Annotated in this window: 25 protein-coding genes; 14 read left to right on the top strand and 11 right to left on the bottom strand. The window is 51.1% G+C overall.

What is annotated here, in order from left to right; genetic code table 11:
* Nucleotides 1–69 precede the first annotated feature (69 nt).
* The 4 genes from KZZ10_RS11830 to KZZ10_RS11815 all read left to right on the top strand — a co-directional run bounded on the left by KZZ10_RS11830 (nt 70) and on the right by KZZ10_RS11815 (nt 4,226).
* Entirely contained in the window at nt 70–798 is a 729-nt protein-coding gene (locus tag KZZ10_RS11830; RefSeq protein WP_259661737.1) for a DUF4286 family protein, read from the top strand.
* 71 nt (nt 799–869) lie between these two features.
* Nucleotides 870–1,319 (top strand): type II 3-dehydroquinate dehydratase, encoded by a 450-nt coding sequence (locus KZZ10_RS11825; RefSeq protein ID WP_259661736.1) that lies wholly within the window; start codon nt 870–872, stop codon nt 1,317–1,319.
* 96 nt (nt 1,320–1,415) lie between these two features.
* A complete protein-coding gene (locus tag KZZ10_RS11820; protein ID WP_259661735.1) occupies nt 1,416–1,799 on the top strand; it encodes a VOC family protein in 384 nt (127 codons plus the stop codon).
* A gap of 126 nt (nt 1,800–1,925) precedes the next feature.
* Nucleotides 1,926–4,226 (top strand): YgiQ family radical SAM protein, encoded by a 2,301-nt coding sequence (locus KZZ10_RS11815; protein ID WP_259661734.1) that lies wholly within the window; start codon nt 1,926–1,928, stop codon nt 4,224–4,226.
* Between the two features lie 4 nt (nt 4,227–4,230).
* On the opposite strand, the gene KZZ10_RS11810 is transcribed toward KZZ10_RS11815, so the two are convergent.
* Nucleotides 4,231–5,973, bottom strand: coding sequence for an IlvD/Edd family dehydratase (locus tag KZZ10_RS11810; RefSeq protein ID WP_259661733.1), 1,743 nt, complete (start codon nt 5,971–5,973; stop codon nt 4,231–4,233).
* A 245-nt stretch (nt 5,974–6,218) separates the two neighbouring features.
* Between KZZ10_RS11810 and KZZ10_RS11805 the strand changes: the two genes are divergently transcribed.
* The 3 genes from KZZ10_RS11805 (at nt 6,219) to KZZ10_RS11795 (ending at nt 9,017) form a co-directional block, all read left to right on the top strand.
* Nucleotides 6,219–7,172, top strand: coding sequence for a TRAP transporter substrate-binding protein (locus tag KZZ10_RS11805; protein WP_375372575.1), 954 nt, complete (start codon nt 6,219–6,221; stop codon nt 7,170–7,172).
* Nucleotides 7,173–7,251: 79 nt separating this feature from the next.
* Nucleotides 7,252–7,746 carry a TRAP transporter small permease gene (locus KZZ10_RS11800; protein ID WP_259661731.1) on the top strand — a complete coding sequence of 165 codons (495 nt, stop codon included), beginning with the start codon at nt 7,252–7,254 and terminating at the stop codon, nt 7,744–7,746.
* Nucleotides 7,743–9,017 (top strand): TRAP transporter large permease, encoded by a 1,275-nt coding sequence (locus KZZ10_RS11795; protein WP_259661730.1) that lies wholly within the window; start codon nt 7,743–7,745, stop codon nt 9,015–9,017. Before KZZ10_RS11800 ends, KZZ10_RS11795 begins: the two co-directional genes overlap by 4 nt.
* A 66-nt stretch (nt 9,018–9,083) precedes the next feature.
* Here the strand turns inward: KZZ10_RS11795 and KZZ10_RS11790 are convergent, their stop codons facing one another.
* From KZZ10_RS11790 to KZZ10_RS11780, 3 genes are read right to left on the bottom strand one after another with little or no spacing between them, the layout of a single operon-like run.
* On the bottom strand, nt 9,084–10,064 hold the full coding sequence (locus tag KZZ10_RS11790) for a Bug family tripartite tricarboxylate transporter substrate binding protein (protein WP_259661729.1): 981 nt from the start codon (nt 10,062–10,064) through the stop codon (nt 9,084–9,086).
* Nucleotides 10,051–11,292, bottom strand: coding sequence for a TAXI family TRAP transporter solute-binding subunit (locus KZZ10_RS11785; protein ID WP_259661728.1), 1,242 nt, complete (start codon nt 11,290–11,292; stop codon nt 10,051–10,053). The genes KZZ10_RS11790 and KZZ10_RS11785 overlap by 14 nt, the downstream gene beginning before the upstream one ends.
* 15 nt (nt 11,293–11,307) lie before the next feature.
* Nucleotides 11,308–12,240 (bottom strand): phosphate ABC transporter substrate-binding protein PstS, encoded by a 933-nt coding sequence (locus tag KZZ10_RS11780; protein WP_259661727.1) that lies wholly within the window; start codon nt 12,238–12,240, stop codon nt 11,308–11,310.
* Nucleotides 12,241–12,434: 194 nt separating this feature from the next.
* Here KZZ10_RS11780 and KZZ10_RS11775 point away from each other — a divergent pair, with 194 nt between their 5' ends.
* The gene (locus KZZ10_RS11775) at nt 12,435–13,409 is read left to right on the top strand and encodes a Bug family tripartite tricarboxylate transporter substrate binding protein (RefSeq protein ID WP_259661726.1); all 975 of its coding nucleotides are present in this window, start codon (nt 12,435–12,437) and stop codon (nt 13,407–13,409) included.
* A 17-nt stretch (nt 13,410–13,426) separates the two neighbouring features.
* Here KZZ10_RS11775 and KZZ10_RS11770 read toward each other — a convergent pair whose 3' ends face one another.
* Nucleotides 13,427–14,416 (bottom strand): Bug family tripartite tricarboxylate transporter substrate binding protein, encoded by a 990-nt coding sequence (locus KZZ10_RS11770; RefSeq protein WP_259661725.1) that lies wholly within the window; start codon nt 14,414–14,416, stop codon nt 13,427–13,429.
* Between the two features lie 77 nt (nt 14,417–14,493).
* Between KZZ10_RS11770 and KZZ10_RS11765 the strand changes: the two genes are divergently transcribed.
* A complete protein-coding gene (locus KZZ10_RS11765) occupies nt 14,494–16,128 on the top strand; it encodes a thiamine pyrophosphate-binding protein (protein ID WP_259661724.1) in 1,635 nt (544 codons plus the stop codon).
* Here KZZ10_RS11765 and KZZ10_RS11760 read toward each other — a convergent pair.
* Nucleotides 16,125–16,697: a TetR/AcrR family transcriptional regulator gene (locus tag KZZ10_RS11760; RefSeq protein ID WP_259661723.1), complete on the bottom strand. Its 573-nt coding sequence runs from the start codon at nt 16,695–16,697 to the stop codon at nt 16,125–16,127. The two genes, KZZ10_RS11765 and KZZ10_RS11760, sit on opposite strands and share 4 nt — an antisense overlap.
* Before the next feature lie 97 nt (nt 16,698–16,794).
* On the opposite strand from KZZ10_RS11760, the gene KZZ10_RS11755 reads away from it, so the two are divergent.
* Genes KZZ10_RS11755 through KZZ10_RS11740 form a run of 4 tightly spaced genes read left to right on the top strand, consistent with a single transcriptional unit; the run spans nt 16,795 to nt 20,731 of the window.
* Nucleotides 16,795–17,127: a hypothetical protein gene (locus KZZ10_RS11755; protein ID WP_259661722.1), complete on the top strand. Its 333-nt coding sequence runs from the start codon at nt 16,795–16,797 to the stop codon at nt 17,125–17,127.
* A gap of 15 nt (nt 17,128–17,142) precedes the next feature.
* Nucleotides 17,143–18,756, top strand: a complete 1,614-nt coding sequence (locus KZZ10_RS11750) for a ShlB/FhaC/HecB family hemolysin secretion/activation protein (RefSeq protein WP_259661721.1) — start codon at nt 17,143–17,145, stop codon at nt 18,754–18,756.
* A gap of 5 nt (nt 18,757–18,761) precedes the next feature.
* Nucleotides 18,762–20,306 (top strand): atrophin-1 family protein, encoded by a 1,545-nt coding sequence (locus tag KZZ10_RS11745; protein WP_259661720.1) that lies wholly within the window; start codon nt 18,762–18,764, stop codon nt 20,304–20,306.
* Nucleotides 20,307–20,323: 17 nt separating this feature from the next.
* Complete coding sequence (locus tag KZZ10_RS11740; RefSeq protein WP_259661719.1) at nt 20,324–20,731, top strand: hypothetical protein; 408 nt, start codon at nt 20,324–20,326, stop codon at nt 20,729–20,731.
* Nucleotides 20,732–20,734: 3 nt separating this feature from the next.
* Here the strand turns inward: KZZ10_RS11740 and KZZ10_RS11735 are convergent, their stop codons facing one another.
* On the bottom strand, nt 20,735–21,682 hold the full coding sequence (locus KZZ10_RS11735) for a dienelactone hydrolase family protein (protein WP_259661718.1): 948 nt from the start codon (nt 21,680–21,682) through the stop codon (nt 20,735–20,737).
* A 134-nt stretch (nt 21,683–21,816) separates the two neighbouring features.
* On the opposite strand from KZZ10_RS11735, the gene KZZ10_RS11730 reads away from it, so the two are divergent.
* A complete protein-coding gene (locus tag KZZ10_RS11730; protein WP_259661717.1) occupies nt 21,817–22,206 on the top strand; it encodes a nuclear transport factor 2 family protein in 390 nt (129 codons plus the stop codon).
* Here KZZ10_RS11730 and KZZ10_RS11725 read toward each other — a convergent pair.
* From KZZ10_RS11725 to KZZ10_RS11710, 4 genes are read right to left on the bottom strand one after another with little or no spacing between them, the layout of a single operon-like run.
* Complete coding sequence (locus KZZ10_RS11725) at nt 22,203–23,591, bottom strand: 3-oxoacid CoA-transferase (RefSeq protein WP_259661716.1); 1,389 nt, start codon at nt 23,589–23,591, stop codon at nt 22,203–22,205. The genes KZZ10_RS11730 and KZZ10_RS11725 overlap by 4 nt on opposite strands.
* 45 nt (nt 23,592–23,636) lie before the next feature.
* Nucleotides 23,637–24,362 carry a DUF4286 family protein gene (locus KZZ10_RS11720; RefSeq protein ID WP_259661715.1) on the bottom strand — a complete coding sequence of 242 codons (726 nt, stop codon included), beginning with the start codon at nt 24,360–24,362 and terminating at the stop codon, nt 23,637–23,639.
* 18 nt (nt 24,363–24,380) lie between these two features.
* Complete coding sequence (locus KZZ10_RS11715) at nt 24,381–24,782, bottom strand: Zn-ribbon domain-containing OB-fold protein (protein ID WP_259661714.1); 402 nt, start codon at nt 24,780–24,782, stop codon at nt 24,381–24,383.
* Nucleotides 24,783–24,786: 4 nt separating this feature from the next.
* Nucleotides 24,787–25,944 carry a thiolase family protein gene (locus tag KZZ10_RS11710; RefSeq protein ID WP_259661713.1) on the bottom strand — a complete coding sequence of 386 codons (1,158 nt, stop codon included), beginning with the start codon at nt 25,942–25,944 and terminating at the stop codon, nt 24,787–24,789.
* Nucleotides 25,945–26,031 lie beyond the last annotated feature (87 nt).

Raw genomic sequence — 26,031 nt, 5'->3', positions numbered from 1 at the left:
GGGTTGCCTAGGGTGCGGGCAAGCTCCTCGGGCTAATGTCAACTTTTAAATTGGTGATGAGTACTTAATATGAATGGATTGCTGGCTGTTTGGAACGATTGTGATCACGGCGTACTCGACAAGTACGAGCACTGGTATATGAACGAGCATCTACCCGATCGCGTGGGCCTGCCTGGTGTGCAACAAGGCGTTCGATATGAGACACCTAACCCTTCACCACAAACGGTGTCTCCACGCTTTTTCACGAGTTACGATCTTGATGATGTGAGCGTTTTAGAAGCACCCGCTTATCAAGCTGCGCTGCGCAATCCGACGCCGGACACCCAATTCATCATGGCTCATTTTAAGAATATGTGCCGCACGATTGCGCGGTTGGTGAGCCACGAGGGGCGCGCGGCTGGCGCATGGGTTGTGACGTTAAGGCTGGGACAACTTCAAGGCGCAGATAAGCCTAGGTATGCTGATATTGATGCATGGCAGAAAGTTTTACATGCTCATGCACCTGCCGCGGCGTGTCGTTGGCGCTTGTATGAATCGGTTTTGGCCGCGCCAACTTCGGCTCAGGTATCTCCCGTTGGAGAGCCCTCCCCGGAGGCTCGGTTTCGTCCGGGCACTGACTCAGTGGCGCACGGTGTAGTGGTGATAGAACATTTGCGCGCATCAGATGCGGATCAGACGCTCAATGATTGGTTGTCGTTACCCGATGTGCAGGCTTTGCTTCATCCATCAGATCGGGTGAACGACTTTATTGAGATGACGCGCTTAGACTCTCGCGCTTTGGCGCAGATCGGTTATTAATCCTAACAAGCTATCCTTCAACATTCAGCGAAAAATAATTTTATCAACGTAAATAAACAACTGAGCGACCTATGCATAGCAAGCCAATTCAAGTGCTTTTAGTTCAGGGTGCGAATATGGAGTATTTGGGAATCCGTCAGCCCGAAATATATGGCACGATGGCTCTAGACGAATTACACGAGCAGCTTATTGCTCATGCGAATACGCTCAAGATCATGCTCGATATCAGAACAACAAATTTAGAGGGTGAAGCGATCACTTGGGCATATGAAGCTGATCGAAAAGGCTACGACGCCATGCTCATCAATCCCGCCGGTTTCACTTATGCGGGCTATGCGCTAAGAGATTGCATCAAAGCGTTAATCATGCCGACGGTGGAGGTGCACATGTCGAATATTGAGCGTCGCGGCATGAAGTCCGTCACCGCGGAGGCCTCCGTTGGCGTAATTACTGGTTTTGGGCGCGACTCTTACCTGTATGGTTTGAATGCTATCGTAGATTTAGTGAAAGGCAAATCTTAAAGTAGGTGTAATTCCGCTCTCGCCCCCGAGTCCGGTTGGAGGTGGTTTCATTTCAGGTTACGCTTCTTGCTCTCAACCTAGATTTTTGGAGCTGATATGTTTAGTCACGTAATGGTAGGTGCGACGGATTTAGAAGCGTCACGCAAGTTCTATGATGCGAGCCTTGGCGCATTGGGTATTGCACCGGGCGTCCTTAATCGAGATATTCGCTACTTTTATCGCACACCTACAGGTGCGTTTGCCTTCACACTGCCGATTGATAACAAAGCAGCCACGGCTGCAAATGGCGGGACGATCGGCTTTGCCGCAAAGTCACCAGAACAAGTCGATGCGTTTCATGCCGCCGGTGTTGCGAATGGCGGTACAACTTGCGAAGATCCCCCTGGCTATCGCGAAGGACCTGCCGGCAAGCTGTACCTCGCTTATTTGCGTGATCCAATCGGCAACAAAATTTGTGCCATGTTCAGAGTGCCGAAGTAAGCGTCCTCATTTGACCTAACTATGCGCACTATCGAGTGCGCATTAAGATTTGCTTTGTCAAAAAATAGGGCTATTAGGCGTGACAGCAGTAACTTTGCGTACAATCTGGCACCTTCAAAGATTGACATGACTGCCTACGCCGACGTATCCCTGTTCCCGCGCAACGCCAAGCCGCTAAGTAGCTATCGCAAGTACTGGGCGGAGCGGTTTGGTGTGGCTCCGTTTTTGCCGATGAGTCGCGACGAGATGACTCAACTCGGCTGGGATAGTTGCGACATCATTATCGTCACGGGCGATGCCTACGTCGACCATCCCAGCTTCGGGATGGCAGTGATCGGCCGTATGCTCGAAAACCAAGGTTTTAGGGTTGGCATCATTTCCCAGCCTGATTGGCAAAGTGCCGAGCCCTTCAAAGCCCTTGGTAAGCCTAATCTTTTTTTTGGCGTGACCGCTGGCAACATGGATTCGATGATCAACCGTTATACGGCTGATCGCAAAATGCGCAGTGATGATGCCTACACGGCAGGTGATGTGGGTGGTAAGCGGCCGGATCGTGCGGCGATCGTTTACACACAGCGCTGCAAAGAAGCTTATAAAGATGTGCCAATTATCTTGGGTGGCATTGAAGGATCGCTAAGACGTATCGCGCACTATGACTATTGGTCTGACAAAGTGCGCCGCTCAGTCGTCATCGATAGTAAATGTGATTTGCTCCTGTACGGTAACGCTGAGCGCGCCGTAGTTGAAATCGCACATCGTCTCGCTGCGAAAGAACCTGTGCAACAGATTACGGATGTGCGGGGTACAGCATTTTTACGACGCGAAACCCCCGAGGGCTGGTTTGAGATTGACTCGACAAGCGTAGATGCACCGGGCAGGGTAGAAGCGCATGTCAATCCATACTTAATGATTAGTGAGCAGGCGCTCGAGCAAGGCGAGAGTTGTGCACGTAACGATGAAGCGCGTGCTGTCGCTGATACCGCGAATGCCAAGACAAAATTTAAAGCGGGCGAATCGCCGCTTGTGTTTGCGCCAAATCCATCCCTGCAAACCCCAGGCAAGCTCAAGGTCCCGCCACGTGATCGCAGCGTGATTCGTTTGCCCTCCTACGAGCAAGTCAAGTCTGATCCGGTACTGTATGCACATGCAAACCGTGTGCTGCATCTCGAGACCAACCCAGGCAATGCAAGAGCCATTGTGCAGGCTCACGGTGAGGGACCCACAGCTCGCGACGTTTGGATCACGCCACCACCGATCCCGTTGACTACTGCTGAAATGGATTTGGTGTTTGATCTTCCTTATGCCCGCAGCCCTCATCCTGTTTATGCAGATGAAAACGGCAGCCACGACGGGGCCACTAAGATTCCTGCCTGGGAGATGATCCGCTTTAGTGTGAACATCATGCGGGGCTGTTTTGGTGGCTGTACGTTCTGCTCGATTACGGAGCACGAAGGGCGAATTATCCAAAGTCGTAGCGAAGATTCTGTCATTCGCGAGATTGAAGACATTCGCGACAAGGTGCCTGGCTTTACCGGAGTGATTTCCGACTTGGGTGGCCCAACCGCCAACATGTATCGTATTGGTTGCAAGAGCCCTGAGATCGAGTCTGCCTGCCGTAAGCCTAGTTGCGTCTACCCCGATGTTTGTCAGAATCTCAACACGGACCACAGCTCGTTGATTCATATGTACCGGCGAGCCCGCGCGGTAAAAGGCGTTAAGAAAATCCTTATCGGTTCAGGTTTGCGTTACGACCTGGCGGTGAAGTCGCCGGAGTACATTCGTGAGCTTGTGACGCATCACGTCGGTGGCTATTTAAAAATCGCGCCCGAGCACACCGAGATGGGGCCTTTGTCCAAGATGATGAAGCCGGGCATCGGCAGCTACGACAAGTTCAAACAACTGTTCGATAAGTTTAGTGAGCAGGCGGGAAAAAAACAATTTTTGGTACCGTACTTTATCGCTGCTCACCCCGGCACCAGCGACGAAGACATGATGCACTTGGCGATGTGGCTAAAGACACATGGGTTCCGTGCAGATCAGGTACAAACCTTTTATCCGAGTCCGATGGCCACAGCCACTGCGATGTACCACTCTGGGCGCAATCCACTCGGACGCGTCACGCGTACGAGCGAAACCGTCGATATCGTGCGCGGTGATCGCCGGCGTCGTTTACATAAAGCATTTTTGCGCTACCACGACGCTAATAATTGGCCGCTGCTACGTGAGGCACTAAAAGCAATGGGCCGTGCCGATTTGATCGGGAACGGGAAAAAACATCTCATTCCTTTCCATCAACCGCGCATAGATGGCAGCTACGTCAGTACGCGACGAAAAAATAGTACAGAAGCGACACCCGTGCGACGTTCAGTGAAGCCGGGCCGCGTATTGACGCAGCATACCGGCTTGCCGCCTCGCAAAAAGGCTTAGTGGTCTAGTGGTTGTCGCGCGGAACTGCGCTACCACTGCATCCAACCAGAAAATCAAAATCGACGCCATCGTTCGCTTGATTGACGTGGTCAACATACAGCTTGTAGTACCCACGATTGAGTGGCGGCTTTGGTGCTTTCCACTTAAGTCGTCGCTCGGCGAGCACCTCGTCGCTCACATCTAGATGAAGTTTGCGTTTTGCGACATCAAGCTCAATCATGTCGCCGCTCTCAACTAGCCCCAAGACACCGCCCGCAGCGGCTTCCGGCGCAACATGCAGAACGACCGTGCCGTAGGCTGTCCCACTCATGCGAGCATCCGAGATACGAATCATGTCGGTGATGCCTTTTTTGAGAATCTTTGGGGGTAGGGGCATATTGCCAACTTCTGCCATGCCTGGATAGCCTTTCGGGCCACAGTTTTTCAGCACCATAATGCAGTGCTCATCAATATCTAGTTTGGGATTGTTGATGCGCTTATGAAAGTCCTCAATGTTTTCAAAGACGACTGCTCGACCTTTATGTTTCAAAAGTTTTGGCGTGGCGGCAGAGGGTTTGATAATGGCGCCATCGGGGCATAAGTTCCCCCGTAGCACCGCAATACCGGTGTTCTTTTTAAACGGCTTTTCCCAAGTCGTGATGACATCTCTATTCCAGCATTCGGCTTTCTTATTGTTATCCCAAATAGTATTGCCGTTTACGGTCAGCGCCTTTTTCTTAAGCAGACCTTGTTCACCGAGTGTACGCAGCACGACAGGTAGACCCCCTGCATAGCAGAAGTCTTCCATTAAATACTTCCCGCTTGGCATGAGATTGAGCAAAGTGTGCACATCGCGGCCAAATTTGTCCCAATCGTCGATATCAAGCTTGACGCCAATACGGCGAGCGATCGCGATCAAGTGAATGACAGCATTGGTCGAGCCACCGATCGCGGCATTAGTTCGAATAGCGTTTTCAAACGCATGGCGCGTCAAAATTTTCGAGAGCGTCAAGTCTTCTTTCACCATCTCGACGATGCGGCGACCAGACTCGCGCGCCAACACATTACGTCGTGCGTCTACGGCAGGGTAGGTTGCATTTCCCGGCAAGGCAACGCCTAGCGCCTCCACCATGCTCGCCATCGTGGATGCCGTGCCCATGACCATGCAGTGACCATGGGAGCGATGCATACAAGACTCTGCTTCGTGAAACTCGTCGACGGTCATCTTGCCCGCGCGAACGTCTTCCGACATCGACCACGTATTGGTGCCCGACCCGATATCGTGACCGCGGTACTTGCCATTCAGCATGGGCCCACCCGAAACGCCAATAGTCGGAATATTGACACTTGAGGCGCCCATCAGAAGCGAGGGCGTAGTCTTGTCGCAACCGAAAAGTAGTACGACTCCATCAAGCGGATTCGCTCGGATCGTTTCCTCGACGTCCATACTGGCGAGGTTGCGCAGCAACATGGCGGTGGGGCGCACGAGAGTTTCGCCCAGAGAAGTCACAGGGAACTCGAGAGGAAAGCCACCCGCCTCAAGTATGCCTTGACGAACTTGATCCGCCAAAAGCCGAAAATGCGAGTTGCAGGGAGTGAGCTCTGACCAGGTGTTGCAGATCCCAATCACCGGACGACCGTCAAACTGATCGTGTGGAATGCCACGATTTTTAGTCCAACTGCGGTAGAGAAAGCCGTGAACACCATCGCGTGCGAACCATTGACTAGAACGACGGGTTATTGGGGTTTTCTTGGTTGGTTTAGTCATGAGAGCTTCTCTGCGCCGATCGTGGAAATGTGAACAACCATAGCGCTGTTTATTCCTGCTGGCAACGGGAGCCCAGAAAGCAAGGGATTCTACTAAGTCCCAAACCGCCGCCCCTGGTCTACCATGGCTCGATTCACTGTTACCGATGCGTTGACATTGAGTGCACAGTTCATTGCATTAATAGCTTAGGCAAATCATTACACTCGGAGATATTTATGATGAAGCGAATCGGACGTACCACCCTGATGGCTGCAAGTGTGTTGGCAATGGCGCTAGCATCTGTTTCTCAGGCTCAGACTGTTATGCGCAATAGCATTTCGGTTGCGCAAAACTCCCACCAAGGCGTAGGCGTTGACGTCCTCGCGCAGGAAGTGGAGAAGCGCACGAATGGCCGAATCATCATTAAAAACTTTTACTCTGGAAGCTTGGGTGGTGAGCGGGAGAGCATTGAGTCGGTTCAGTTAGGTACCCAGGAACTCGCGGGCACTAGCACTGGTCCGATTCCTAATTTTGTTCCAGCGGTTCGAATCTTAGATATTCCATTCCTCTTCCGTGATAAGGCGCATGCGCGCGCGGTGCTGGACGGCCCAATTGGTCAAGCTTTGCTCAAGGAGTTTGATAGCAAGGGTTTTAAAGCGCTGGCTTGGTCGGAAAACGGCGTGCGCCACATGACAAACAGCAAGCGCCAAGTTAATGGACCAGATGATCTGAAAGGCCTAAAGATGCGCACGATGGAAAACCCAGTGCACGTAGCGGCCTATAAGGGTTTTGGCATCATTACAACTCCGATGGCTTTCCCAGAAGTGTTTACTGCTCTACAACAAGGTGTTGTTGACGGCCAAGAGAACCCCTTGTCCGTCATCATGGCAGCCAAGTTTGAGCAAGTGCAAAAGTACATGACACTTACTGGGCACGTCTATAGCCCTGCGATTTACCTGATGAACAAGGCCGCTTTTGATAAGCTTTCTGCCGCAGACAAGCAGGCGTTTCTTGACGCAGCCAAAATTGCCTCGGCGGCTCAACGTGCTCGCGTTGACCAGGATGACGCACAGGGCGTTGCCTATCTGCGTAGCAAGGGTATGACGGTTATTGAAAATGTAAACAAAGAGGCCTTTGTTGCACGTTTAGCTCCAGTCTTTAAACAATTCGAGAAAGAATTTGGTAAAGACAAAATCGATGCCATTCGTAACTACAAGTAATCGGTAAACGTTAGTTCACACCGAGCGAACGGTACAGGCGCGACACTCAGGTGACGCGCCTGTTTTTTTAAAGGTTGATATGAAGAACACTCTGCAAGCGATCGAGAGAGTTACGACCCAAATTTCCTTGATAATTGCCTGCGCGATGATGGCGATTGCTGCGTTTTTGGGATTCTTTCAGGTGATCATGCGCTTTGTATTAGAAATCCCAGCGGAGTGGACCGAGGTACTGATTCGCTTTAGCTTGATCTGGATGGTATTTATGGGTGTGCCATACGCGTTTAGGGTCGGGGCGATGGTGAGTGTCGACGTACTTTATCGTTGGGCTGGCCCCCGCGGAAAGCGACTCTTTGACGTGGTTACGGCTTTGGCGTCGCTGACTCTGGTTGCCGTCATCATTTGGTGGGGTTGGGACTACGCAAATCGTGGGAAGATGCAAACGGTGATTGGGTTAGAGAACGTCTCAATGTTTTGGGCTTATTTGGCATTGCCAGTTGGTGGACTCTTTTGTATCCCGGCAATCCTTGCGCAGTTTTTTAACCCACAGCGCAGCGAATTGGAGAATGCACAATGAGCATCGCTATGTTGATTACGATGTTGTTGTGTTTTGCGTTAACAGTTTCCGTGGCTGTTTCAATCGGCCTAGCTGCAATCTTGGGGATACAGCTCGGTAACGTAAACATGCTTGTTGCGGTCAAGGAAATGTTTAACTCCTTGAACAAATTTCCTTTAGCGGCGATCCCGTTCTTTATCTTGGCTGGTAATTTGATGGAGACAGGTGGCATTTCACGCCGTCTGGTGGAGTTCGCAAAAAGTATTGTGGGAGGCGTGCAAGGCGGTCTGCCTATGACTTGCGTGCTCACCTGTATGATTTTTGCTGCGGTCTCTGGCTCAAGCGTCGCAACGACCTTTGCGATCGGTGCTATTTTGATTCCCGCGCTGGTTAAACACGGATACCCGTCTAATTATGCTGCCGCGTTACAGGCAACGAGTGCAGAGCTAGGGGTCGTGATCCCACCTTCAATACCGATGATTTTATATGGGGTGGCAGCTGAAGTTTCAATTGGGGAGCTATTTATTGCCGGTTTTGGGCCAGGGATATTTATTGGTGTAAGCCTCATGGCTTTCGTTCATATCTACTGCCGCTTCAAGGGTTGGGGCAAGAATGATGGCGACGGACGACTCGCTTTTGGCAAGGCGACGATACAGGCGGGATGGGCGTTGCTGATGCCAATCATTATTCTGGGGGGCATTTATGGTGGGGTATTTACACCGACCGAAGCTTCTGCCGTTGCTGTTTTCTACGCACTATTCATTGGTATCGTGATGTATCGTGAGATCAAGCCACGCGATATTTTTCCCATATTAAAGAAGTCGGTAGTATCAAGTGCAGTGATAATGTTCATTATCGCAAACGCTGGTTTGTTTGCATTTCTATTGACACGTGCAGGTGTGCCAGATGCGATTGGTCGTTGGCTTGAGGCTGTCCTGGAGTCACCTGCTATGTTTCTGTTGGGCGTCAATATCGCATTGTTTATTATCGGGATGTTCATTGAAACCGGTGCAGCGATTATTGTTCTCGCTCCGATCCTGGCACCTGTCGGGATGTACTTTGGCATTGATCCGGTCCATTTCGGTATGGTGATGGTGGTCAATTTGGCCCTAGGTATGATCACACCACCTTTTGGCGTGAATTTGTTTGCGGCTTGCACGGTTGCACGCCTATCACTTGATCAGGTGATAGGTCGTCTATGGCCTTTCGTCGCGGTGATTCTGTGCTGCTTGATGGTTATCACGTACGTGCCAGCGCTCTCCCTCACACTTAGGGACTTGGTCTATCGGTAGCCCCTCTAGCGCACTGACTTATTCGTAAGGTATGCCGCTTAGTTTGTGTTGCTAAGCGGCGACCCTTTAGTTCGCGGTGACATTCATTTCTTTCATTATTGCGGTCCAGCGCGTCGATTCACTCTGTATGAACTTAGCAAAGTCTTGCGGTGATGACAGCCTCGGGTCCATACCTTGGGCCACAAGACGACCTTTAAATTCTGGGTCATTCACTGTTTGAGCTAAAGCATCAGTCAGTTTCTTAAGTACTGGTGCAGGTAAGTCTGCAGGTCCTACCAAGCCGTACCAGGTCGACATGTCGTAGTTTGGTACACCCGCTTCGGCAATTGTTGGAACATTTGGTGCAATAGCTGATCGAGTGCTAGTCGTAACGCCGAGCGCTCTTAACTGACCCTGCTCCACTAACGTGATGCCCGTGGGCAGATTCGGGAACGCGAGGTCTACCTGCCCGGACATGAGGTGCGGCATGAGACTGCCGGCTCCTTTGTACGGGATATGGACCATGTCCACACCAGACAGCTGTTTAAATAACTCCCCCGACAAGTGTAGAGATGAGCCAATGCCCGAGGAGGCAAAGTTGATTTTTCCTGGATTGGCACGGCCGTAGTCAATCAGCTCTTTGACACTCTTGAATCTTGAGTTTGGAGGCACCACGAGTAGATTTGGTCCGGCTAAGACCTGACCGATCGGTGTGAAGTCTTTGACGGGATCGTATTTGGCATCCTTGTAGATCAGTGGGTTGGTGACGTGCCCGATGGATGTGTAAAAGAGGGTGTAACCATCTGGCGGAGCACGGCGCACAAAGTCTGTCGCCAAGTTTCCGTTGGCCCCTGGCTTGTTTTCTACTATGACAGATTGCCCAAGGATCTTACTAAAAGAGTTTGCTATTTGCCTTCCAATAGCGTCAGTCGAGCCGCCGGGCGTAAAGCCTACAACGATCTTGATTGGTTTGTTTGGGTAGTCGTTTGTTTGTGAAATCGACTTACTTGAAATAGATAAGCCTGCAAGTAATATCGCCAAGATTGAAAAAATTTTATAAGGTCTCATTTGATTTACCCGTTGTTGAAATTAACGCAGCAGCTTTTTGTCGAATGGTTCTTCGCTCTATTATCGCGATAGCCCAACGCCTCACGAGCTGAGATAAAAATCCCAAGGATTTTCCGGACTGTATTCTAAAATTTGTACGAGCGATAGTTCTAAGTGCGAATGTCTCTGCACTCAGTGCCATCAGCTCATACAGATATCTTAGATTTCTGTAAATTTCGGCCAACAGAAATATAGCAAGTCCAATAAAAAGATATTTGTCGATCAACACAGCGAGAGTTGAAGGAAAGTTTCTATAAAGCCATGGTGTTCCTGATTTTTGAAAATTTTGGACGCTTTCGTGCATCACACCATTAGCACCTGCAAAGATTGGAAACTCTCCAGATTTGCTTACAAGAGTCTGTCCGTAGTGCAGATTTTCAAAGCTTTCCAATAAAGAGAATAGAAGCGACTTGTCGATAGATTTATTCGCGATGACTTCGACTCTGCCGGCCAATAAGTCAGTGGGTTGATGGGGAATGTTTTGTAAGACATCAAAACCACCTAGGGGCAGTACAACGGAGTCGAGGTCTTTAAGTTTTGCGAGGAGTCCGCGTATGTGGTGATAGGAATATAGGCTGAGCTTGTCGTCGCGTGCTAAGTCCTCTACGGCGGCACTGTCGGCTGCCAACATGACAAAGCCAGCGAAGTATTCGCCTTGTTTGAGCTTTTGCACCATGTCTGAAAAAGGTACGAAGTCGATCGGAGTATTCTCTGGATTGATTCCATAAAGATCAAGAACAGCAAGCGCATAGTGTGCACTTAGACTGGTCTTTGGTGGCAATACAATTTTGCTTCCCTTCAGGGATGAGAGACTGACCAATTTACCTAAGCTATTTTGGTAAAAGAGAAAGAGTGGTTGCATCCCGATCACGCTAAGCGTACGCACGTGACTAAACTGGGAATGATCAATAGAGCCGATCATAAAGCTGATGGTGTTGCGTGTTCTTGTCGAATTCACCTGTTGAGCTAGTTCGGCTGTGTTTGCAACCGGTTCGAGCTCGACCTTAAATCCGCGTTGTTCAAGCATCTTTTTATAGTCGAGTGCTGTCTTATAAAAACTACCACCCTCGGGTCCGGTCAAGATTTTGACTTTATCCGAGGGCAGCGATTGGTAGATATCGTTGGCCAAGAAGGTAATGGCCAGGATAGCAAGCGATGTAAAAACGATCCGTAGATACGCGGTTTTCATATGAACTGATTTTTATCAAGGTTCAAGATTATGATCCTTCCAAAGTTGATACACCGAAACAACTTGCGCTGATGTGAGGGGAAGAAAACTTTCGCGTCTGGTGACAACGTCGCCGCGCACGAATGCTTCTCGAAAGAACGCCGTGACGATACGGGATCGCTCGAGCTGTGCGGGTTGCGAAGAGAGCAGGGCATGAACACCAATGCGCAGTGGCCACTCTTCGTGCGCATTGGCGATGTTGTTCAATGAGATATATGTATTGCTCGAGTTTGGAAGCTGCACCGTCGTTAACGCAAACTGTGATGCATAGCTAGCTTGCATATAGCCAATGGCCCCTGGTGTCTGTTGTACGCCGGCGGCTATTCGATGGTTGTCTCCTGCATAAAGCCCGTATTCCCAAGACGGTCTGTCTGTTTCCCCAATATATTGTTGCCAGTTAGCGCTATGGTTATTGAGGTAGCGGCTCCACGCTAGAGATGTGCCAGAGCTTCCTCCTCGTGAAAACGGTGTGATTGATAAAGCGGGCATTTCTGTTTCTGGGTTTAAGGCTTGGATAGTCGGATCCCGCCACCAGCGAACCTTACCGAGATAAATCTCTGCGAGTATCTCCGGGCTTAAACGCACAGCACCTTGCCTGATACCAGGCAGATTTGCTGCAGCAACGACCAAACCTGAGGCCACTGGGAACTGTATCAATCCATGCTTCGTTAGATTTTCGCGAGACAATAGGATCTCGGTTGATCCAAAGTCTGCTGACCCTTGAGCAATGGCTTGGAGCGCACCACCGGAGCCAATGGGGAAGTACTCCAAGAGAAATTTGTTTTTGAAATGCTCAGCCCACACGCGATAGAGCACGGACGGCATCGAAGCTCCGGCACCTCGCAGGCGGTTTTGGGACGCAGTTTGAGGGCTTGCCAGCGCTACGCCTGTCGTTTGAGTAGCTGACATTGAGAGTAGAGCAAGCGCGGACGCTTTAAGTAGGGTCCTTCTGCATCTCATAAACAGACTTACGCGAAATTTTGATGCGCCACGATAGCAGGAAATGATGACAATGATGATGAATTAAAAGTTTTATTTAGGATTGCATGAGCGAAGGGAATTTGCGCTACTTTGTAGGTTGCGTTTAAAAAAAAGGAAGTTTCATGTCCATGCTAGTCAAGTCAGCACTTGCACTTATACTCGCGTTCTGCGGCACGCATGCAGCTGCGCAAGCCGTCACGAAAGAGCCGGTTCGTCTGATCGTCGGCTTTGCACCGGGAGGTCCATCCGATATCGCCGGTCGTATCGCTGCCGAGATTTTGAGTGCAAAGCTAGGTGTATCGGTCGTTGTTGAGAATAAGGCTGGAGCAAGTGGTGCAATCGCAGCCGATGCTGTCGCTAACGCAAAGCCAGACGGTAATACTTTGCTGGTGAATGTAACGGCCGACATCGTGAATCCCGTTATCAATCGCGATCCAAAAAACTTTATTACTACTCGGTTTGCTCCCGTCGCTTTAATTGCAACTGCGCCCAACGTGCTGGTCGTGCATCCTAGTCTTCCCGTAAACACAGCAAAAGAGCTGGTCGAATTCATGCGCAGTCAGAAGGCGGATAATTCCCTGAGTTACGCCTCGGCAGGTCTGGGTACAGTTAGCCATCTGTCTGGCGTCTTGTTCACAAGCGCATCGGGTGCTTCGTTGATTCATGTCCCTTACAAAGGGACTGCAGCTGCGCAAGTTGACTTACTCGCAGGTCGTGTGCAGATTATGTTTGATAGCTTAAGTAGTGGGCTCGTCAACGCCAAGTCCGGAAAAGTAAAAGCACTTGCGGTGACATCGCCAAAACGGTGGCCAATGGCCCCGGATTTGCCGACACTGGAAGAGAGTGGTTTGCCCGAAACAGATATGATGGCCGTGTTTGGATTGCTTGCGCCTGCAGGTACGCCGAAGGCGATAGTCGATAAGCTATCGGGTGCGTTACTAGAGGGCCTTCGGACACCTGAGATGCGCGCGCGTATCAATCAAATCGGCGCAGAGCCTGGGGACTGGAGCCCCGAGGCTTACCGTGCCTATTTAGCAAAACAAGTTGAGCGCTGGGAGAAGCTCGCTGCTCAAGGAAAGTTTGCTGTGAAGAACTGAGAGTTAGGCTGATATACCTAATTCACCTGAACATTTGCCTGCTTCGCGACCATTCCCCACTTTGTAATTTCGGCTTTCACATATTTTGAAAACTCCTCGGGAGTGCTGCCGATAGGAGTTGCCGAAATTGCTGCGAACCTCTCCTTGATTTCGGGTGTTTTAAGAATTGCAATGGTCGCGTCAGCGAGGCGCTTGATAATTGCGGGCGGGGTACCGGCTGGTGCGAAGAGGCCATTCCATGAGTCCGCCTCTAGATCAGGCATACCTGCTTCAGCCATCGTGGGTACATCTGGAAGTTGTGCGAGACGGGCACTGCCAGCGACAGCAAGTGGTCTCACTTTACCGCTTAGGATCGCAGGCATGACACCACTTGCCGTCTTGAAGCCAAAATCGACAGTGCCTCCAATCACATCGGTTAATGCGGGCGCAGCACCTTTGTAGGGGATATGGATCACATCGATACCGGTACGAAGCTTTAGTAACTCGCCAGCATGATGCTGCATGCCACCTGCACCAGACGACGCATAGCTAAGTTTGCCTGGGCGAGCCTTCGCGTAGGCGATCAGCTCACTTAATGACCGCACAGGTAAATTATTGTTGACGACTAGAACGCTTGGTGAAGACATGATCTGTGTGATCGGAGCGAAGTCGCGTGCTGTGTCGTATCCTAAGTTTTTGTAAATCCCCATATTTGTCGCGTTCGCAACTGTGCCAACCAATAAGGTATAGCCGTCTGGTTTTGCCTTAGCCACAAATTCAGAGCCAATGTTTGATCCGCCACCGGGCTTGTTCTCAACGATGATGGGCTGGCCTAATTCCTTTTCTAGTTTCGATGCGACGAGACGCGCAAAGATATCAGTCGGTCCGCCAGCCGCGAAACTTACAATCAAACGAATTGGCTGGGAGGGATAAGCGGTCTGGCCCATTGTTTGTGTAGCAAATAGTGCGCCGCACAAGACTAAAAACGTTCGCCGTCCGACAAAACGCCAGGCAGAAGCAGTGCCCATGGTAGGTCTCCATATGTTTTAAGTTATTCTGCTTAGCTTAACGAGCATTCGCTAAAAATAAAAGGGTTTGACACAAAATGACTCAAACAATCACCGTCGCTCAACTCTTGGTGCGCAAACTTTCGCAAGCGGGTGTTAAAAAGATATTTGGACTCCCAGGTGGTGGATCTTCGCTCGATATCATTGCGGCCGCAGCCGCGGAAAACATCCAATTTGTACTCACCAAGACTGAGAATGCTGCGGTCATGATGGCGGGCGCCTTGGCAGAAACTTCTGGGGTTCCCGGCGTGGCGCTAATGACCAAAGGCCCCGGACTCACCAACGCCGCGAATGGAGTGGCCTATGCGAGCCTGGATCGCGCACCCGTCATTGTGTTGACGGATGGCTTTACACCCAAGCAGCTTACCTACATTACGCATCAAGTCTTTGATCAACAAGCAGTGCTCAATCCCCTTGTTAAGGCGGTAGGCCGCCTTGAGTCGGCTGATCCTGCGTCAGAAATTGATCATCTGCTTAAGGTTGCGATGACGTATCCGCTTGGCCCGGTTCATATTGAGCTCACCTCAGAAACTGCGCGTCGTACTGTGGATTTCACTCAATCAGTGAGCGCTCGGTCAGAGCAGGTTGCGCGTTCGGGCGCTATTGATGTCGAATGCTTTGAAGAGCTACGCACGGCCATACAAAATGCTCGCAAACCGATCGCGGTGATTGGGTTGGAGGCACGTGAGCACACCGACGCCGTGCGCAGCTTCGTTGATTCACTTGGTTGTGCTGTACTCAGTACATACAAAGCAAAGGGCGTGATCCCGGATGATAACGCTCAGGTTTTAGGAATTTTTACAGGCGGTTCTCTTGAGCAGGAAGCGATCGCAGCGGCTGACCTGATCGTGTTGATTGGCATGGATCCCGTGGAACTGATCTTACAGCCCTGGCGATACACCACACCTGTCGTAGATATTGCAGCAGTTAGGCATCCGGTGCACTACATCGAGCCCTCGGTGCAGGTGGTGGGCTCAATCACAGAAACGCTGACGCGACTCGTCGCGTCAGGGAGCTATGCGCAAACAGGTTGGAGCTCCACAGAACTTGAACATATCCGCAGACACGCACAGACTCAACTTGCTTATGCTCCAGTAAAAAATGCTGTTGCTCCTGATCGTGTTGCCCAGCTAGCCGCAACGTCTTGTAAAGAGGCGGGCATCAAGCCAATGTTCTCGATTGATGCGGGCGCCCACATGTTTTCAGTTGCGGCATTTTTTCCTGCTGCCCGTGCTGGTGATGTGTTGATCTCAAACGGACTGGCAACAATGGCCTTTGCATTGCCAGCGGCAATTTCTGCCGCGGTCCAAGATCCAAGCGCTCCAGTGCTTTGCTTCACCGGAGACGGCGGACTGATGATGTGTTTGGGTGAGCTATGCACAGCGGTAGAGCAACAGGCTCAGGTCATCGTCATTGTGTTTAACGATAGTGCCTTGTCCCTTATCGATATCAAGCAGCAGAGCAGGGCGCTCGAATCTAACGGCGTGCGGTGGCAGCATCATGATTTTGCGGGCACCATGCGAGCGTTGGGTGGCTTCGGTGCAAGCGTGACGACAGAGCAGGAGTTCGTCACTGCAATGGCAACAGCCCTGAAAACAAACGGCCCGTCCTTAATTGATGTGTCGATTGATCCATCTGGCTATCCAGAGCAGCTTAAAGCGATGCGTGGTTAGCGTTTCAAACATAATGCGAGACTGGGTTTGATGCCATGTATGCACGCTTTGGCATCGCCGTGATGCATCACGGCGTGTCGGTAGCCGACGTAGTACAGAGACCATATCGCGTAGCAGCGTGCTTGTATTTCATCGTACTGGTCATGCGCGAGTGCGTCGGTGATCGGTTGAATAAGCTGAAATACTTGCGCGATGATGAGCTCTTCATATTTTCCTGACCACTTCCAGCCAAAGGCGGCGCCCTCGGCGCGGATGCCTTTAATTGCGATATCAGCCTCGTAGAGTTTGAGCAAGTAGGTCTCAATATAGGCCTGTGCTGACTTAAATCCGCGCGCGGAGAAAGGCTTGATATTTGCGATCTGTCTCTGGTTTACCCGCAAAATGACTTCGGCCAATAAATCCTGTTTAGAAACTCCAAGTCTATAGAGCTGGGTCGGGCTGAGGCCAGCAGCTTGGCAGATTTCCCGGATGCCAACGTTTTCATATCCGCTCTCCTCAAACAGACGATGAGCGATATCAATGATCGTCTCTAGGCGTTGCCGTTTAAGGTCGGTCTTTTGGGCTTCCATACAGCAGAGGGCCTCCGTTCGAGTTGCTCAATATTCCTCTGTATGCAACAATTGATTGCACAGATGTAAACATGTTAACAAAATAGTGGATTCTCAATTGAAAAAGATCATTCTTGCGGCTCTGATGGCTTTCGCTGCCCACGCTAGCGGAAGTCTCGCAACCGAGGTTCCAGAGGGCGTTGTTTTTTGCCACGAGCGGACGGTCGTTGAATTCAGGTTTGATCGATCCAATGCAAATAATGATGTGTTCTTGACGATTGACGGCAAGACAGAAAAATTCATGTCCGCATTTTCTTGGTTTGGATCGAATCAGGTTGTGCCCGCTGGTTTTAAATATGCAATATTAGGTAACGATAAATTCGATCCCTTGCTAGTGTTTGAGAGCTATCTGGTGGATGCCAAGCAGAATAAATACGTGAAGTGCAATTAACGATTGGAGCACTCAGTGAATTTTTACAGAAAAACAAGAACAATCACACAACACTTGTTGCGCTGCTGTGTGTCGATCAAGAAAAATACTCTCCGTCTTTGGCTCTGTGCGCTATTGGGCACTTGCACCTTCGGTGTGATGGCCCAGACCGCGCCTGTTGTTAATCCTCAGGGCTACAACAATATATCTTTAGCTGGGGTGACTGCCTATGATCCTCAGCAACTGTGGCTCTTCGCGGTTGAACATGCGCACAAACAATCGTCGGAGTTCAATATTGAGAATATTGCAGAGGCGATCCAGCTAATCTATCGCGAAGACGGTTACTTTCTTGTCGATGTCCATGTAGCGCATTCGGGCAATAGTGCCCAACTAACCGTTCACGAGGGACGACTATCAAAAATCGAAATATCTGGGGCAACGCCTGCGTTAGCCCAAACGATCCATAAGTATGTGATGACAGCAGTCGGCGATCAGCCGCTAACACTCGAGCGCTTTGAGCGGGGGATGATGCTTGCGCGTGACTTGTCCGGCGTATCTCTCACTTCTGAGTTTGTTTCTTCGCAGGATGTTGGCGATGACGTACTGAAGATTGCGGTCAAGACTGTTAAGCAAAGAGGTAGTCTTTCTTTAGACAATCTCCCCCGAAATTTTGGTAAAGGCCTCTACGCTGTTTTGTCTGAAGAAGTCTACTCGACCGTGACACCGGGAGATATGTTCCGTATCAACGTGTTGCCGAGTGCTGATTTCAACAATAACTGGAGTGGTGTGTTTGGTTCTCTTACCTATCGCGCACCCTTTGGCTCGGATGGGTGGTATGCCGAGGCGACCGTTGGTACAGGCTTGACGCGTAGCTTGTACACCGGTATCAATCAGACACCTCAAAATTTATTCCAGAATACTGTGATGGCGAACGTTGTGGTTGGTTACCCAATCCATCGAGACGCACACAGCTTTCTCTACACCATGTCAGAAGTTGGCTATTCAGCACTGGACAATTCCTTGACCGGGATGAACGATACAAAAGCGGGTGTGTTTAGACAATTCCTGGTGTACAGCAACAATTATCGGGATGGCTCTACATTCCGCGCAGGATTGACGTTGACCGGTGGTGTAGCAGATCGACAGTATTACGGCACACAAGCAGTCAGTGATCCAAATTTTTATCACTTGCGACTTGGTGCGGGTTACACCATGCCACTAAGTAACTTGTCTGCAGGTCTAGGTTTAAGACTAGAGGCGAATGCGCAAATTACGACCTCGAGTGTGCCGACAACCGAGAAGTATTTTCTGGGTGACCGCACTAGATTGCGGGGTTACGGATACGCCGAGTTGATTGGAGACTCCGGGATTGCAGCAACGGCAGAAATTAGTCAGTTCTATCACGTTGGCGCCAAGTATTTGGATTCTGTTGCACCCTTTGCATTTTTTGATGCAGGTTGGTTAAAGCAAAACACGCCGATACCAGGAATGCTAAATGAAACTCCGTTGGCATCTGTGGGTATTGGTGTTCAAACAAGATCACAAGAGAACTTTTCAGTACGGGCTTGGGTGGGCCTGCCCTTGATCGCGGGATATTCAACTCCAGCCTACTCGCCCGCGGTCTGGATTCAATTGACGCAAGCGTGGTGATGACAATGAAAATTGAACATAGAATTAAGTCGTTACTTCTGATTGTTGCTGCGCTCGTGACGATTGAGCCGCTGCTCAGCGCTCCAGCCGTGGCAAAAAATTGTAACGCTGCCAGTGCACAAGGCCGTGGCGGATTGAACTGTGGCCCAGCCCCAGTGACAAGTAATAGCCAAGCTACCGGTCAGGTCACGGGGACTAAGCCGAGCCAAGTGGGTGCACCTTCGATCGGAACCTCGAATCAGAATCCCGCCGCTAAACCACCTGTAACAACGGTGCCAGCAGCTTTACCCCCTAAGGTGGACCAACAAACACCGATGCGGATCCCCCCTAAGGTGGACCAACAGACACCGATGTTGATCCCCCCTAAGGTGGACCAACAGACACCGATGTTGATCCCCCCTAAGGTGGATCAACAGACACCGATGTTGATCCCCCCTAAGGTGGATCAACAGACACCGATGTTGATCCCCCCTAAGGTGGACCAACAAACACCGATGCGGATCCCCCCTAAGGTGGACCAACAGACACCGATGTTGATCCCCCCTAAGGTGGATCAACAGACACCGATGTTGATCCCCCCTAAGGTGGATCAACAGACACCGATGTTGATCCCCCCTAAGGTGGATCAACAAACACCGATGCGGATCCCCCCTAAGGTGGACCAACAAACACCGATGTTGATCCCCCCTAAGGTGGATCAACAGACACCGATGTTGATCCCCCCTAAGGTGGATCAACAGACACCGATGTTGATCCCCCCTAAGGTGGATCAACAGACACCGATGTTGATCCCCCCTAAGGTGGATCAACAGACACCGATGCGGATCCCCCCTAAGGTGGACCAACAGACACCGATGTTGATCCCCCCTAAGGTGGATCAACAGACACCGATGCGGATCCCCCCTAAGGTGGACCAACAGACACCGATGTTGATCCCCCCTAAGGTGGATCAACAGACACCGATGCTGATCCCCCCTAAGGTGGATCAACAGACACCGATGTTGATTCCACCGAAGGCTGAGCAGAAAACGCCTGTACTTGTACCGGTTCCTATCAAGATGAAGGTGCCTCAAAAATCAATAGGCTCCGTGCCGTCGCCCAACCTGCCCACGCCTGTCAATCCACCCCTCACCAAAGGCGGTAGTGGTCCTTCAGCTGATGGTTACGTAACACCCAGACCTAAGCCGATCTCGTCTACTCCCTCTGCCAAAGCCGCAGCAGCCTCCGCTCCTGCAAGTACGAGCGCGCAACCAGTATTGGTCATTACTCCCGATGCGACGACGGCAAATCGTAATGACAAGATGATCACCGTTGAACCTGGTCGCCAAGCGGCGAATAACTATCCAACATTTAATGTTGATTCGGCTACGCCAAATCGCGTCTGTGTTGTGAGTGGGCTGGAGCGTCGTAAAACAGTGGAGTCAAGTGGTTCAACGACTTATCAAGGAACATTGCCTACGTTTAGGATGGTCGTGGCTGAGCTCGCTGACTTGCCTGCGTGGCATCCTATCGACTCCGGTTGTGTTGTTTCAATTACGCACAAGAGATGATAGGTGGAGTGCTAAGTATGTTTACCGCCTTTGGTTTCTCAGGGACAACTAGTCGCCTGTTACGCCGCTTCTGTGTAGTTGCTGGTCTTCTGTTGTTGACCGGGTGTAGCTTTGTTCGCTACGAGTACTATCCACCCACAACAGACGGGGGACGCCAGTGCGTCGCGCAATGTTCGATTGCACGTGAGGTCTGTGTTGGTAATGAGAATCAGCGTGCAGCGAATGAACGTCAGGTTTGTGAGCAACAGAATCGTTGGAATTATCAAAACTGTATTCGTCGAGCGAAAGATAAAGACGACGCAAGGTCGTGTTCGCGCTATCAAAACAGCTGCTGGGCGTCGCCCAATACCTATCGTTGCGATGAAAACTACCGCAGCTGCTTCGTCTCCTGTGGCGGGCACATTAACGTGATTAAAGAGCAGTAACGTCTAGGACGATGTAAGACGTTTAACGAACTCCTTTATCCGCTTATGCATATCTCGTGTTGCAGAATCAGAGCGGCATACTGCGAAACGGTTGTAGATGTTTAAGGCTTTGCCGCACTCACCGTCTACCGAAGGTGTATGTGCGCCACGGTTTGAGGTGTCCCAACCGTGTGTTGCCTCAGGGTAGTGTGTCCAGGATGTTGCATCTTTAAATACCCGTGTTGGGCATCGATCGGGCAGCGTGGCTGTATCCTTTCCACCGGTGAATATAAGAACGGGTCCCCAGTAGGGACCTAAGGTTGGGTCTTCCTTCCAGCCTTTGCTGTTGCAGACGGGGTAAAGACTAATGCCGGCACGGTACAACCCCTTCGCGTGCTCACGCATAAAGGGTTCGTCTGTGAAGGTTCTTAAGACAGTCCAGCCTCCCTGGCTGCCACCCATCAAAATTAACTTGTTTGGGTCAACGCCTTGTGAGACGAGCCATCGCCCCGTTGCGATGGCATCGAGCATGCGGGCGTTTGCTCCAAGTGGGGTGTAGGTCACCCAATTTTGATCATGTCCTCGGCTCCAATAACTGTCCAGCACCAGCGTATTCGCGCCCAAGTCCTTTCTTGCCCAGAGTGCCGTTGCGAAGTCGCCGGGTACCAAACCGTGACCTCCGTGCACGATCACGAAGGTGGGTCGGTTTTTTACACCTTCGGGGTGAGGATTCCAGCTCGCAAGAAGATTGCCTTTGCCGTTAAACGTCGGTACGACTGGTCGCATTGGCGCGAGATTGACTTTGGTGGTGTTGTTGAAAAGACTAAAGTTCGTGATGGGCCGCTCAGGCGCTTGAGTGGCGACGATAGGCGGTTGAAAATATTCAACATCGGCATTTGAGAAAGGTACCCCCGCGCAACCTCCAAGTGCTGTGAGTGCGAATAGCAGAAGAACCAATAGAAGACGTCTCATTTTTCCTAAAACCCAAAACATAAGTGTGGCAGACGAAACCGCTCTTTAATTTCCGAATAGTTTATGAGCCATTGAGTTGTTTTTAGAATAAGCTATTCAAAATATTTTTAAAACTCTAACAAGGAGACCTTGACATGACACCAGCAGAGATTAAAGCCCTTGAGCAGCAAGTGTTGGCACTCGATGAGCAGCGTTGTAAGGTGCTAGTCGCAAAAGATGGCCCTGGCTTAGCTGCGCTGATCGACGCAGGCCTCACTTATACGCATGCAAGTGGTCGTCGTGATACCAAAGATAGCTATGTCGACAGTGTCGCCACAAAGCGCGTGCAATACCTACAGATCGATCGCGAAGAAGTGACCGCGCGCGTGGCGGGTACATCAGTGATTGTCGAGGGCAAAGTCAGGATGAAGATTCATTCTGATGGCGTGGACAAGAATCTTTACAACCGTTATCTCGGGGTTTGGACGACTACAAGCGGCAAGCCATTGCTCACCGCTTGGGCTTCTACCAAACTCGAAGGCTAGTCCATCACTTTGCAGTCGGGCGCAACATCAAATTCAATTTGACCAAGCGCCCGTACTTCTTCTGGCGTAAAGCCAGGTGCCACGGCCTCTAGAACAAAGCGGCCGTTCACCCAGTGCAGGACAGCCAGATCGGTCACGAGCCAGTCAACGCATTGGCGTCCCGTCAAGGGATACTTGCACTGCTTGGGCAGCTTGGTATTTCCCTTACTATCTGAATGCTCCATCACGATGATGAGCTCAACATCACCAGAAATAAGATCCATGGCACCGCCAATACCACCGCGACGGGTATCCGTCGTGCTCCAGTTCGCGACGTTGCCTTCGCGATCTACCTCGTACGCACCTAGAATAACCGTATCGATGTGACCGCCACGTGCCATCTCAAAGGAGGTCACACTCTCAAAGAATGATGTGCCAGGGATAGCTTCAACAAATTGGCTGCCTGCATTGAACACGTCGGGATCAATAGCATCCCCAGTGACGATACCGCCGTAGCCAAGCACACCGTTCTCGGCATGTAGCCATACGCCACGACCATCCAGGTAGTTTGAAACGAGGGTAGGGAGGCCTACGCCTAAGTTCACATAGGAGTCGTTGCGTACAATTTTTGCTGCATTCTTTGCAATGCCAGCGCGCGTGAGGGCAGGCTTGCCGTTGTAATTCCGAGCGCTATCGGCAGGACGCTTTTCTGTGCGCGACAGTGAACGCACATCAATCGGATCTGCAATTTTGACGACACGGGATACAAAAATGCCGGGTAAGTTGATGTGCTCGGGCGCTAACTCACCGACTTCGACAATCTCTTCAACTTCCACGATAGCGACACGCGCGGCCTTAGCAAAGCTCACATTGAAGTTGCCACTGCCACCACGAAACTGAACGTTACCTGCTCGATCAGCTTTGTAGCCACTTAAAAAAGCGAAGTCGACGTGGATCGCCTCTTCCATCAAGTAGGGCTTGCCATCAAAGTACCGAATGTCTTTGCCTTCAGCCAATGCTGTATCAACGCCGGTCGGAGTGTAAAACGCTGGAATGCCTGCACCCCCAGCGCGACAGCGCTCAACCAAGGTGCCTTGCGCGACGAGTTCAACGTCGAGAGTGCCGGCTGCGATACGCTTTTCTGCCTCGGTTTGCATGCCAGCTCTGATAGAGAACGAGGTGATGATTTTCTTGACTTGGTCGTTCTCAACCAATAGTTGGCCTTTCTCGCCGTTCGCGCCTAGTGAGTTACAAACGATTGTGAGGTCACGTACTCCTTTGTCGCGCAACGCAAAAATTAAAGTATTAGGAAAGCGGTGAGCTAGGCCAAAACCTGAAATTGCGACACGCGCACCATCTTGAATATCTGCGATGGCCTCAGTGGCGGTAGAGACAACTTTATTCATGAGAGAGAATCTGTAGGTTGATCAGTTATTTTTTTTGATGCTGAGTTACTCAACGAGACGGTAGGTCAAACGCCACTTGGTGTCACGATTCATCCAAACTGGTGGTCCGTCAGAAAAATTGTTACCGCTTGGATCGGCTGTCAGTCGTGAATGCATAAATGCTTTGGCTGTGGCTTCATCTTTGATGCCATACATAGCGAGATAGTGTGGTGAGCCTGGTTCCGGATGCATGAACTCACGCAAACGCTCGTAGCGTGCGCCGCTCTCAAAGCCGTACCCTATTAGTACTTCCGGTACATGAATGTTGTTGTAGAACTTATTAAAGGCATCGACCTCTGCAGGACCAGCCCCGTTCGCTTCAGTCATGCCGACCAGATACATGTAGGGCGATGCTGAAACTTGCAAAGAAGTGGGATTATTTAAAATGTGTTGCCACATCAAACGCCACTTTTCCTTGCGCTGTTGCCAGGCTGCAGGGCCATCGCTATAGACTGGACGTCCACTCGCTGGCCCATCGTCACGCGAGACATACAGCATCGCAGCTTCTTTGCTTTCGATGTCGTAGCAAACCAGGAATCGAGGGCCGCGTGGTCCCCGTGTATCGTCCTGGGCGAGCTCGTAACGACGGCCGCGCAAAAAGCCTGGATTGGCTGCCAGCACTTCTTTGCGGTGAACGTTGTTGTAGAAGTCGTTGAAGGCAGCGACATCAGCTGCGCTTGTGTCGGCCGGAATGTCCATGCCGACCCAGTAGGTGAATAGTGCATCGCTCATGGTAGATCCTCTTGGGCGTTAGGCGAGTGTAAAGACCGGAACGCTTGGGCCGTCTTCGCTTGGCTTGAAGGCAACCTTCACACGTTGTCCGCAACGAATCGCATCTAGGTCGCAGTCGACAATATTCGTCAACATGGTCGGGCCTTCATCAAGCGTCACGTAGGCAATTGCGTAGGGCACTGGGCCCGAGGTTCGGGTGATGCTATAGCTGTAAATCGTGCCTGAGCCTTTCGCTTCTTTCCATTCCGTCTTGTCACTAAAGCAGAACGGGCAAAGCGCACGCGGATAGTGATGATATTCACCGCAGTCAGTACATTGCTTGACGAGTAGCTTGCCTTCGGTGGCAGCGTTGAAGTAGACCTCGTCACCATCATTGCATTTAGGTGTGGGAATTTTTCTGTCTTGGTAGGGAGTAGTCATCGCGTTATTCTCTTTCCATGATCAGTGTGGCGCTGCCGTGGCGTGTGCTCAAGGCACCGCCTGTTCCGTGTGCGAGCGCGATATCGCAGTTCTTAACTTGTACAAGGGGGTGCGCTTCTCCGCGCAGCTGCCGCACAGCTTCAATAATTTTGGTGATCCCACCGCGGTTAACAGGGTGGTTGTTGCATAGGCCACCACCGTCTGTATTGAAAGGCAGTTTGCCCACACCAGAAATGAGGTTGCCGTCCATCACGAATTTTCCACCTTCGCCCTTTTTGCAAAAGCCCAAGTCCTCTAGCGTCATAACAACAGTGATGGTGAAACTGTCGTAGATCGATGCGTATTTGATGTCTTTTGGCGTTACGCCTGCTTCAGCAAAGGCGATTGGGCCAGAGCGCACAGCGCCGGAGTAGGTGATATCGACTTTGCCACCCATTTGGCCTTTGGGCGATTCGCCCGCACCGATGAGCTTCACTTTTGGACGCTTCAATGTCTTGGCGATTTCTGGGCTCACCACAATGACAGCTCCGCCGCCATCTGTAACTACGCAGCAGTCGAGACGGTGCAGGGGGTCAGAGATCATGGGCGAGTTCACAACATCCTCGACCGTAACAACCTTCTTGAGCATGGCGTTCGGGTTGTGCTGCGCATGGTGCGATGCAGCAACCTTTACCCAAGCCAATTGCTCACTTGTGGTGCCAAATTCGTACATATGGCGCATTGCAGCGAGTGCGTACAGGTTTACAGTCACTGGGCCGTAAGGAATTTCGAAGGGGGTATCCGGGATGGCCGAGTCGAGCTCGCGCACAACCGTGCCGGGTCGTCCAAAGCCTGCGCAGGTGATGAGAGCGACCTTGCATTTCCCCGCTGCGATTGCCTCAGCGGCGTGGGCGACGAGATAAAGATACGAAGACCCGCCGGTATTGGTTGAGTCGGAGTGCGTGACGGTCAGACCCATGTAGTCGATCATATTGATGCCGCCTAAGCCACCAGGGGCGTCGGTCGAGCAAAAGTAGCCATCGACGTCCCGGATCGTTAGGCCTGCGTCCTCTAAGGCACCTTTGGCGCATTCGGCATGCAACTGTGCGAGCGATTTGTTTTGAATCTTACGTGCAGGATGCTCAAAGATGCCCGCAATGTAGGCCTTGCCGCGAATACTCATAGTGATGATGCCTCGTGAGTTACTTGGCTTGCTATGCGGAAAAGTCCTAGCCAAGCCATTTTTTTTGCTATAACGGTTTTATACCAC

This window comes from Zwartia hollandica (assembly GCF_019923725.1).
Taxonomy (GTDB): domain Bacteria; phylum Pseudomonadota; class Gammaproteobacteria; order Burkholderiales; family Burkholderiaceae_B; genus Zwartia; species Zwartia hollandica.
This window is presented reverse-complemented; position numbering and strand designations above follow the sequence as displayed.

Coding starts and splice junctions, on each gene's coding strand:
- KZZ10_RS11830 (WP_259661737.1), top strand. CDS start 70: ATGAATGGATTGCTGGCTGTTTGGAACGATTGTGATCACGGCGTACTC.
- KZZ10_RS11815 (WP_259661734.1), top strand. CDS start 1,926: ATGACTGCCTACGCCGACGTATCCCTGTTCCCGCGCAACGCCAAGCCG.
- KZZ10_RS11785 (WP_259661728.1), bottom strand. CDS start 11,292: ATGAAAACCGCGTATCTACGGATCGTTTTTACATCGCTTGCTATCCTG.
- KZZ10_RS11760 (WP_259661723.1), bottom strand. CDS start 16,697: ATGGAAGCCCAAAAGACCGACCTTAAACGGCAACGCCTAGAGACGATC.
- KZZ10_RS11710 (WP_259661713.1), bottom strand. CDS start 25,944: ATGAGTATTCGCGGCAAGGCCTACATTGCGGGCATCTTTGAGCATCCT.
- KZZ10_RS11775 (WP_259661726.1), top strand. CDS start 12,435: ATGTCCATGCTAGTCAAGTCAGCACTTGCACTTATACTCGCGTTCTGC.
- KZZ10_RS11810 (WP_259661733.1), bottom strand. CDS start 5,973: ATGACTAAACCAACCAAGAAAACCCCAATAACCCGTCGTTCTAGTCAA.
- KZZ10_RS11725 (WP_259661716.1), bottom strand. CDS start 23,591: ATGAATAAAGTTGTCTCTACCGCCACTGAGGCCATCGCAGATATTCAA.
- KZZ10_RS11790 (WP_259661729.1), bottom strand. CDS start 10,064: ATGAGACCTTATAAAATTTTTTCAATCTTGGCGATATTACTTGCAGGC.
- KZZ10_RS11805 (WP_375372575.1), top strand. CDS start 6,219: ATGGCTGCAAGTGTGTTGGCAATGGCGCTAGCATCTGTTTCTCAGGCT.
- KZZ10_RS11825 (WP_259661736.1), top strand. CDS start 870: ATGCATAGCAAGCCAATTCAAGTGCTTTTAGTTCAGGGTGCGAATATG.
- KZZ10_RS11800 (WP_259661731.1), top strand. CDS start 7,252: ATGAAGAACACTCTGCAAGCGATCGAGAGAGTTACGACCCAAATTTCC.
- KZZ10_RS11745 (WP_259661720.1), top strand. CDS start 18,762: ATGAAAATTGAACATAGAATTAAGTCGTTACTTCTGATTGTTGCTGCG.
- KZZ10_RS11740 (WP_259661719.1), top strand. CDS start 20,324: ATGTTTACCGCCTTTGGTTTCTCAGGGACAACTAGTCGCCTGTTACGC.
- KZZ10_RS11770 (WP_259661725.1), bottom strand. CDS start 14,416: ATGGGCACTGCTTCTGCCTGGCGTTTTGTCGGACGGCGAACGTTTTTA.
- KZZ10_RS11715 (WP_259661714.1), bottom strand. CDS start 24,782: ATGACTACTCCCTACCAAGACAGAAAAATTCCCACACCTAAATGCAAT.
- KZZ10_RS11780 (WP_259661727.1), bottom strand. CDS start 12,240: ATGTCAGCTACTCAAACGACAGGCGTAGCGCTGGCAAGCCCTCAAACT.
- KZZ10_RS11765 (WP_259661724.1), top strand. CDS start 14,494: ATGACTCAAACAATCACCGTCGCTCAACTCTTGGTGCGCAAACTTTCG.
- KZZ10_RS11820 (WP_259661735.1), top strand. CDS start 1,416: ATGTTTAGTCACGTAATGGTAGGTGCGACGGATTTAGAAGCGTCACGC.
- KZZ10_RS11720 (WP_259661715.1), bottom strand. CDS start 24,362: ATGAGCGATGCACTATTCACCTACTGGGTCGGCATGGACATTCCGGCC.
- KZZ10_RS11735 (WP_259661718.1), bottom strand. CDS start 21,682: ATGAGACGTCTTCTATTGGTTCTTCTGCTATTCGCACTCACAGCACTT.
- KZZ10_RS11795 (WP_259661730.1), top strand. CDS start 7,743: ATGAGCATCGCTATGTTGATTACGATGTTGTTGTGTTTTGCGTTAACA.
- KZZ10_RS11730 (WP_259661717.1), top strand. CDS start 21,817: ATGACACCAGCAGAGATTAAAGCCCTTGAGCAGCAAGTGTTGGCACTC.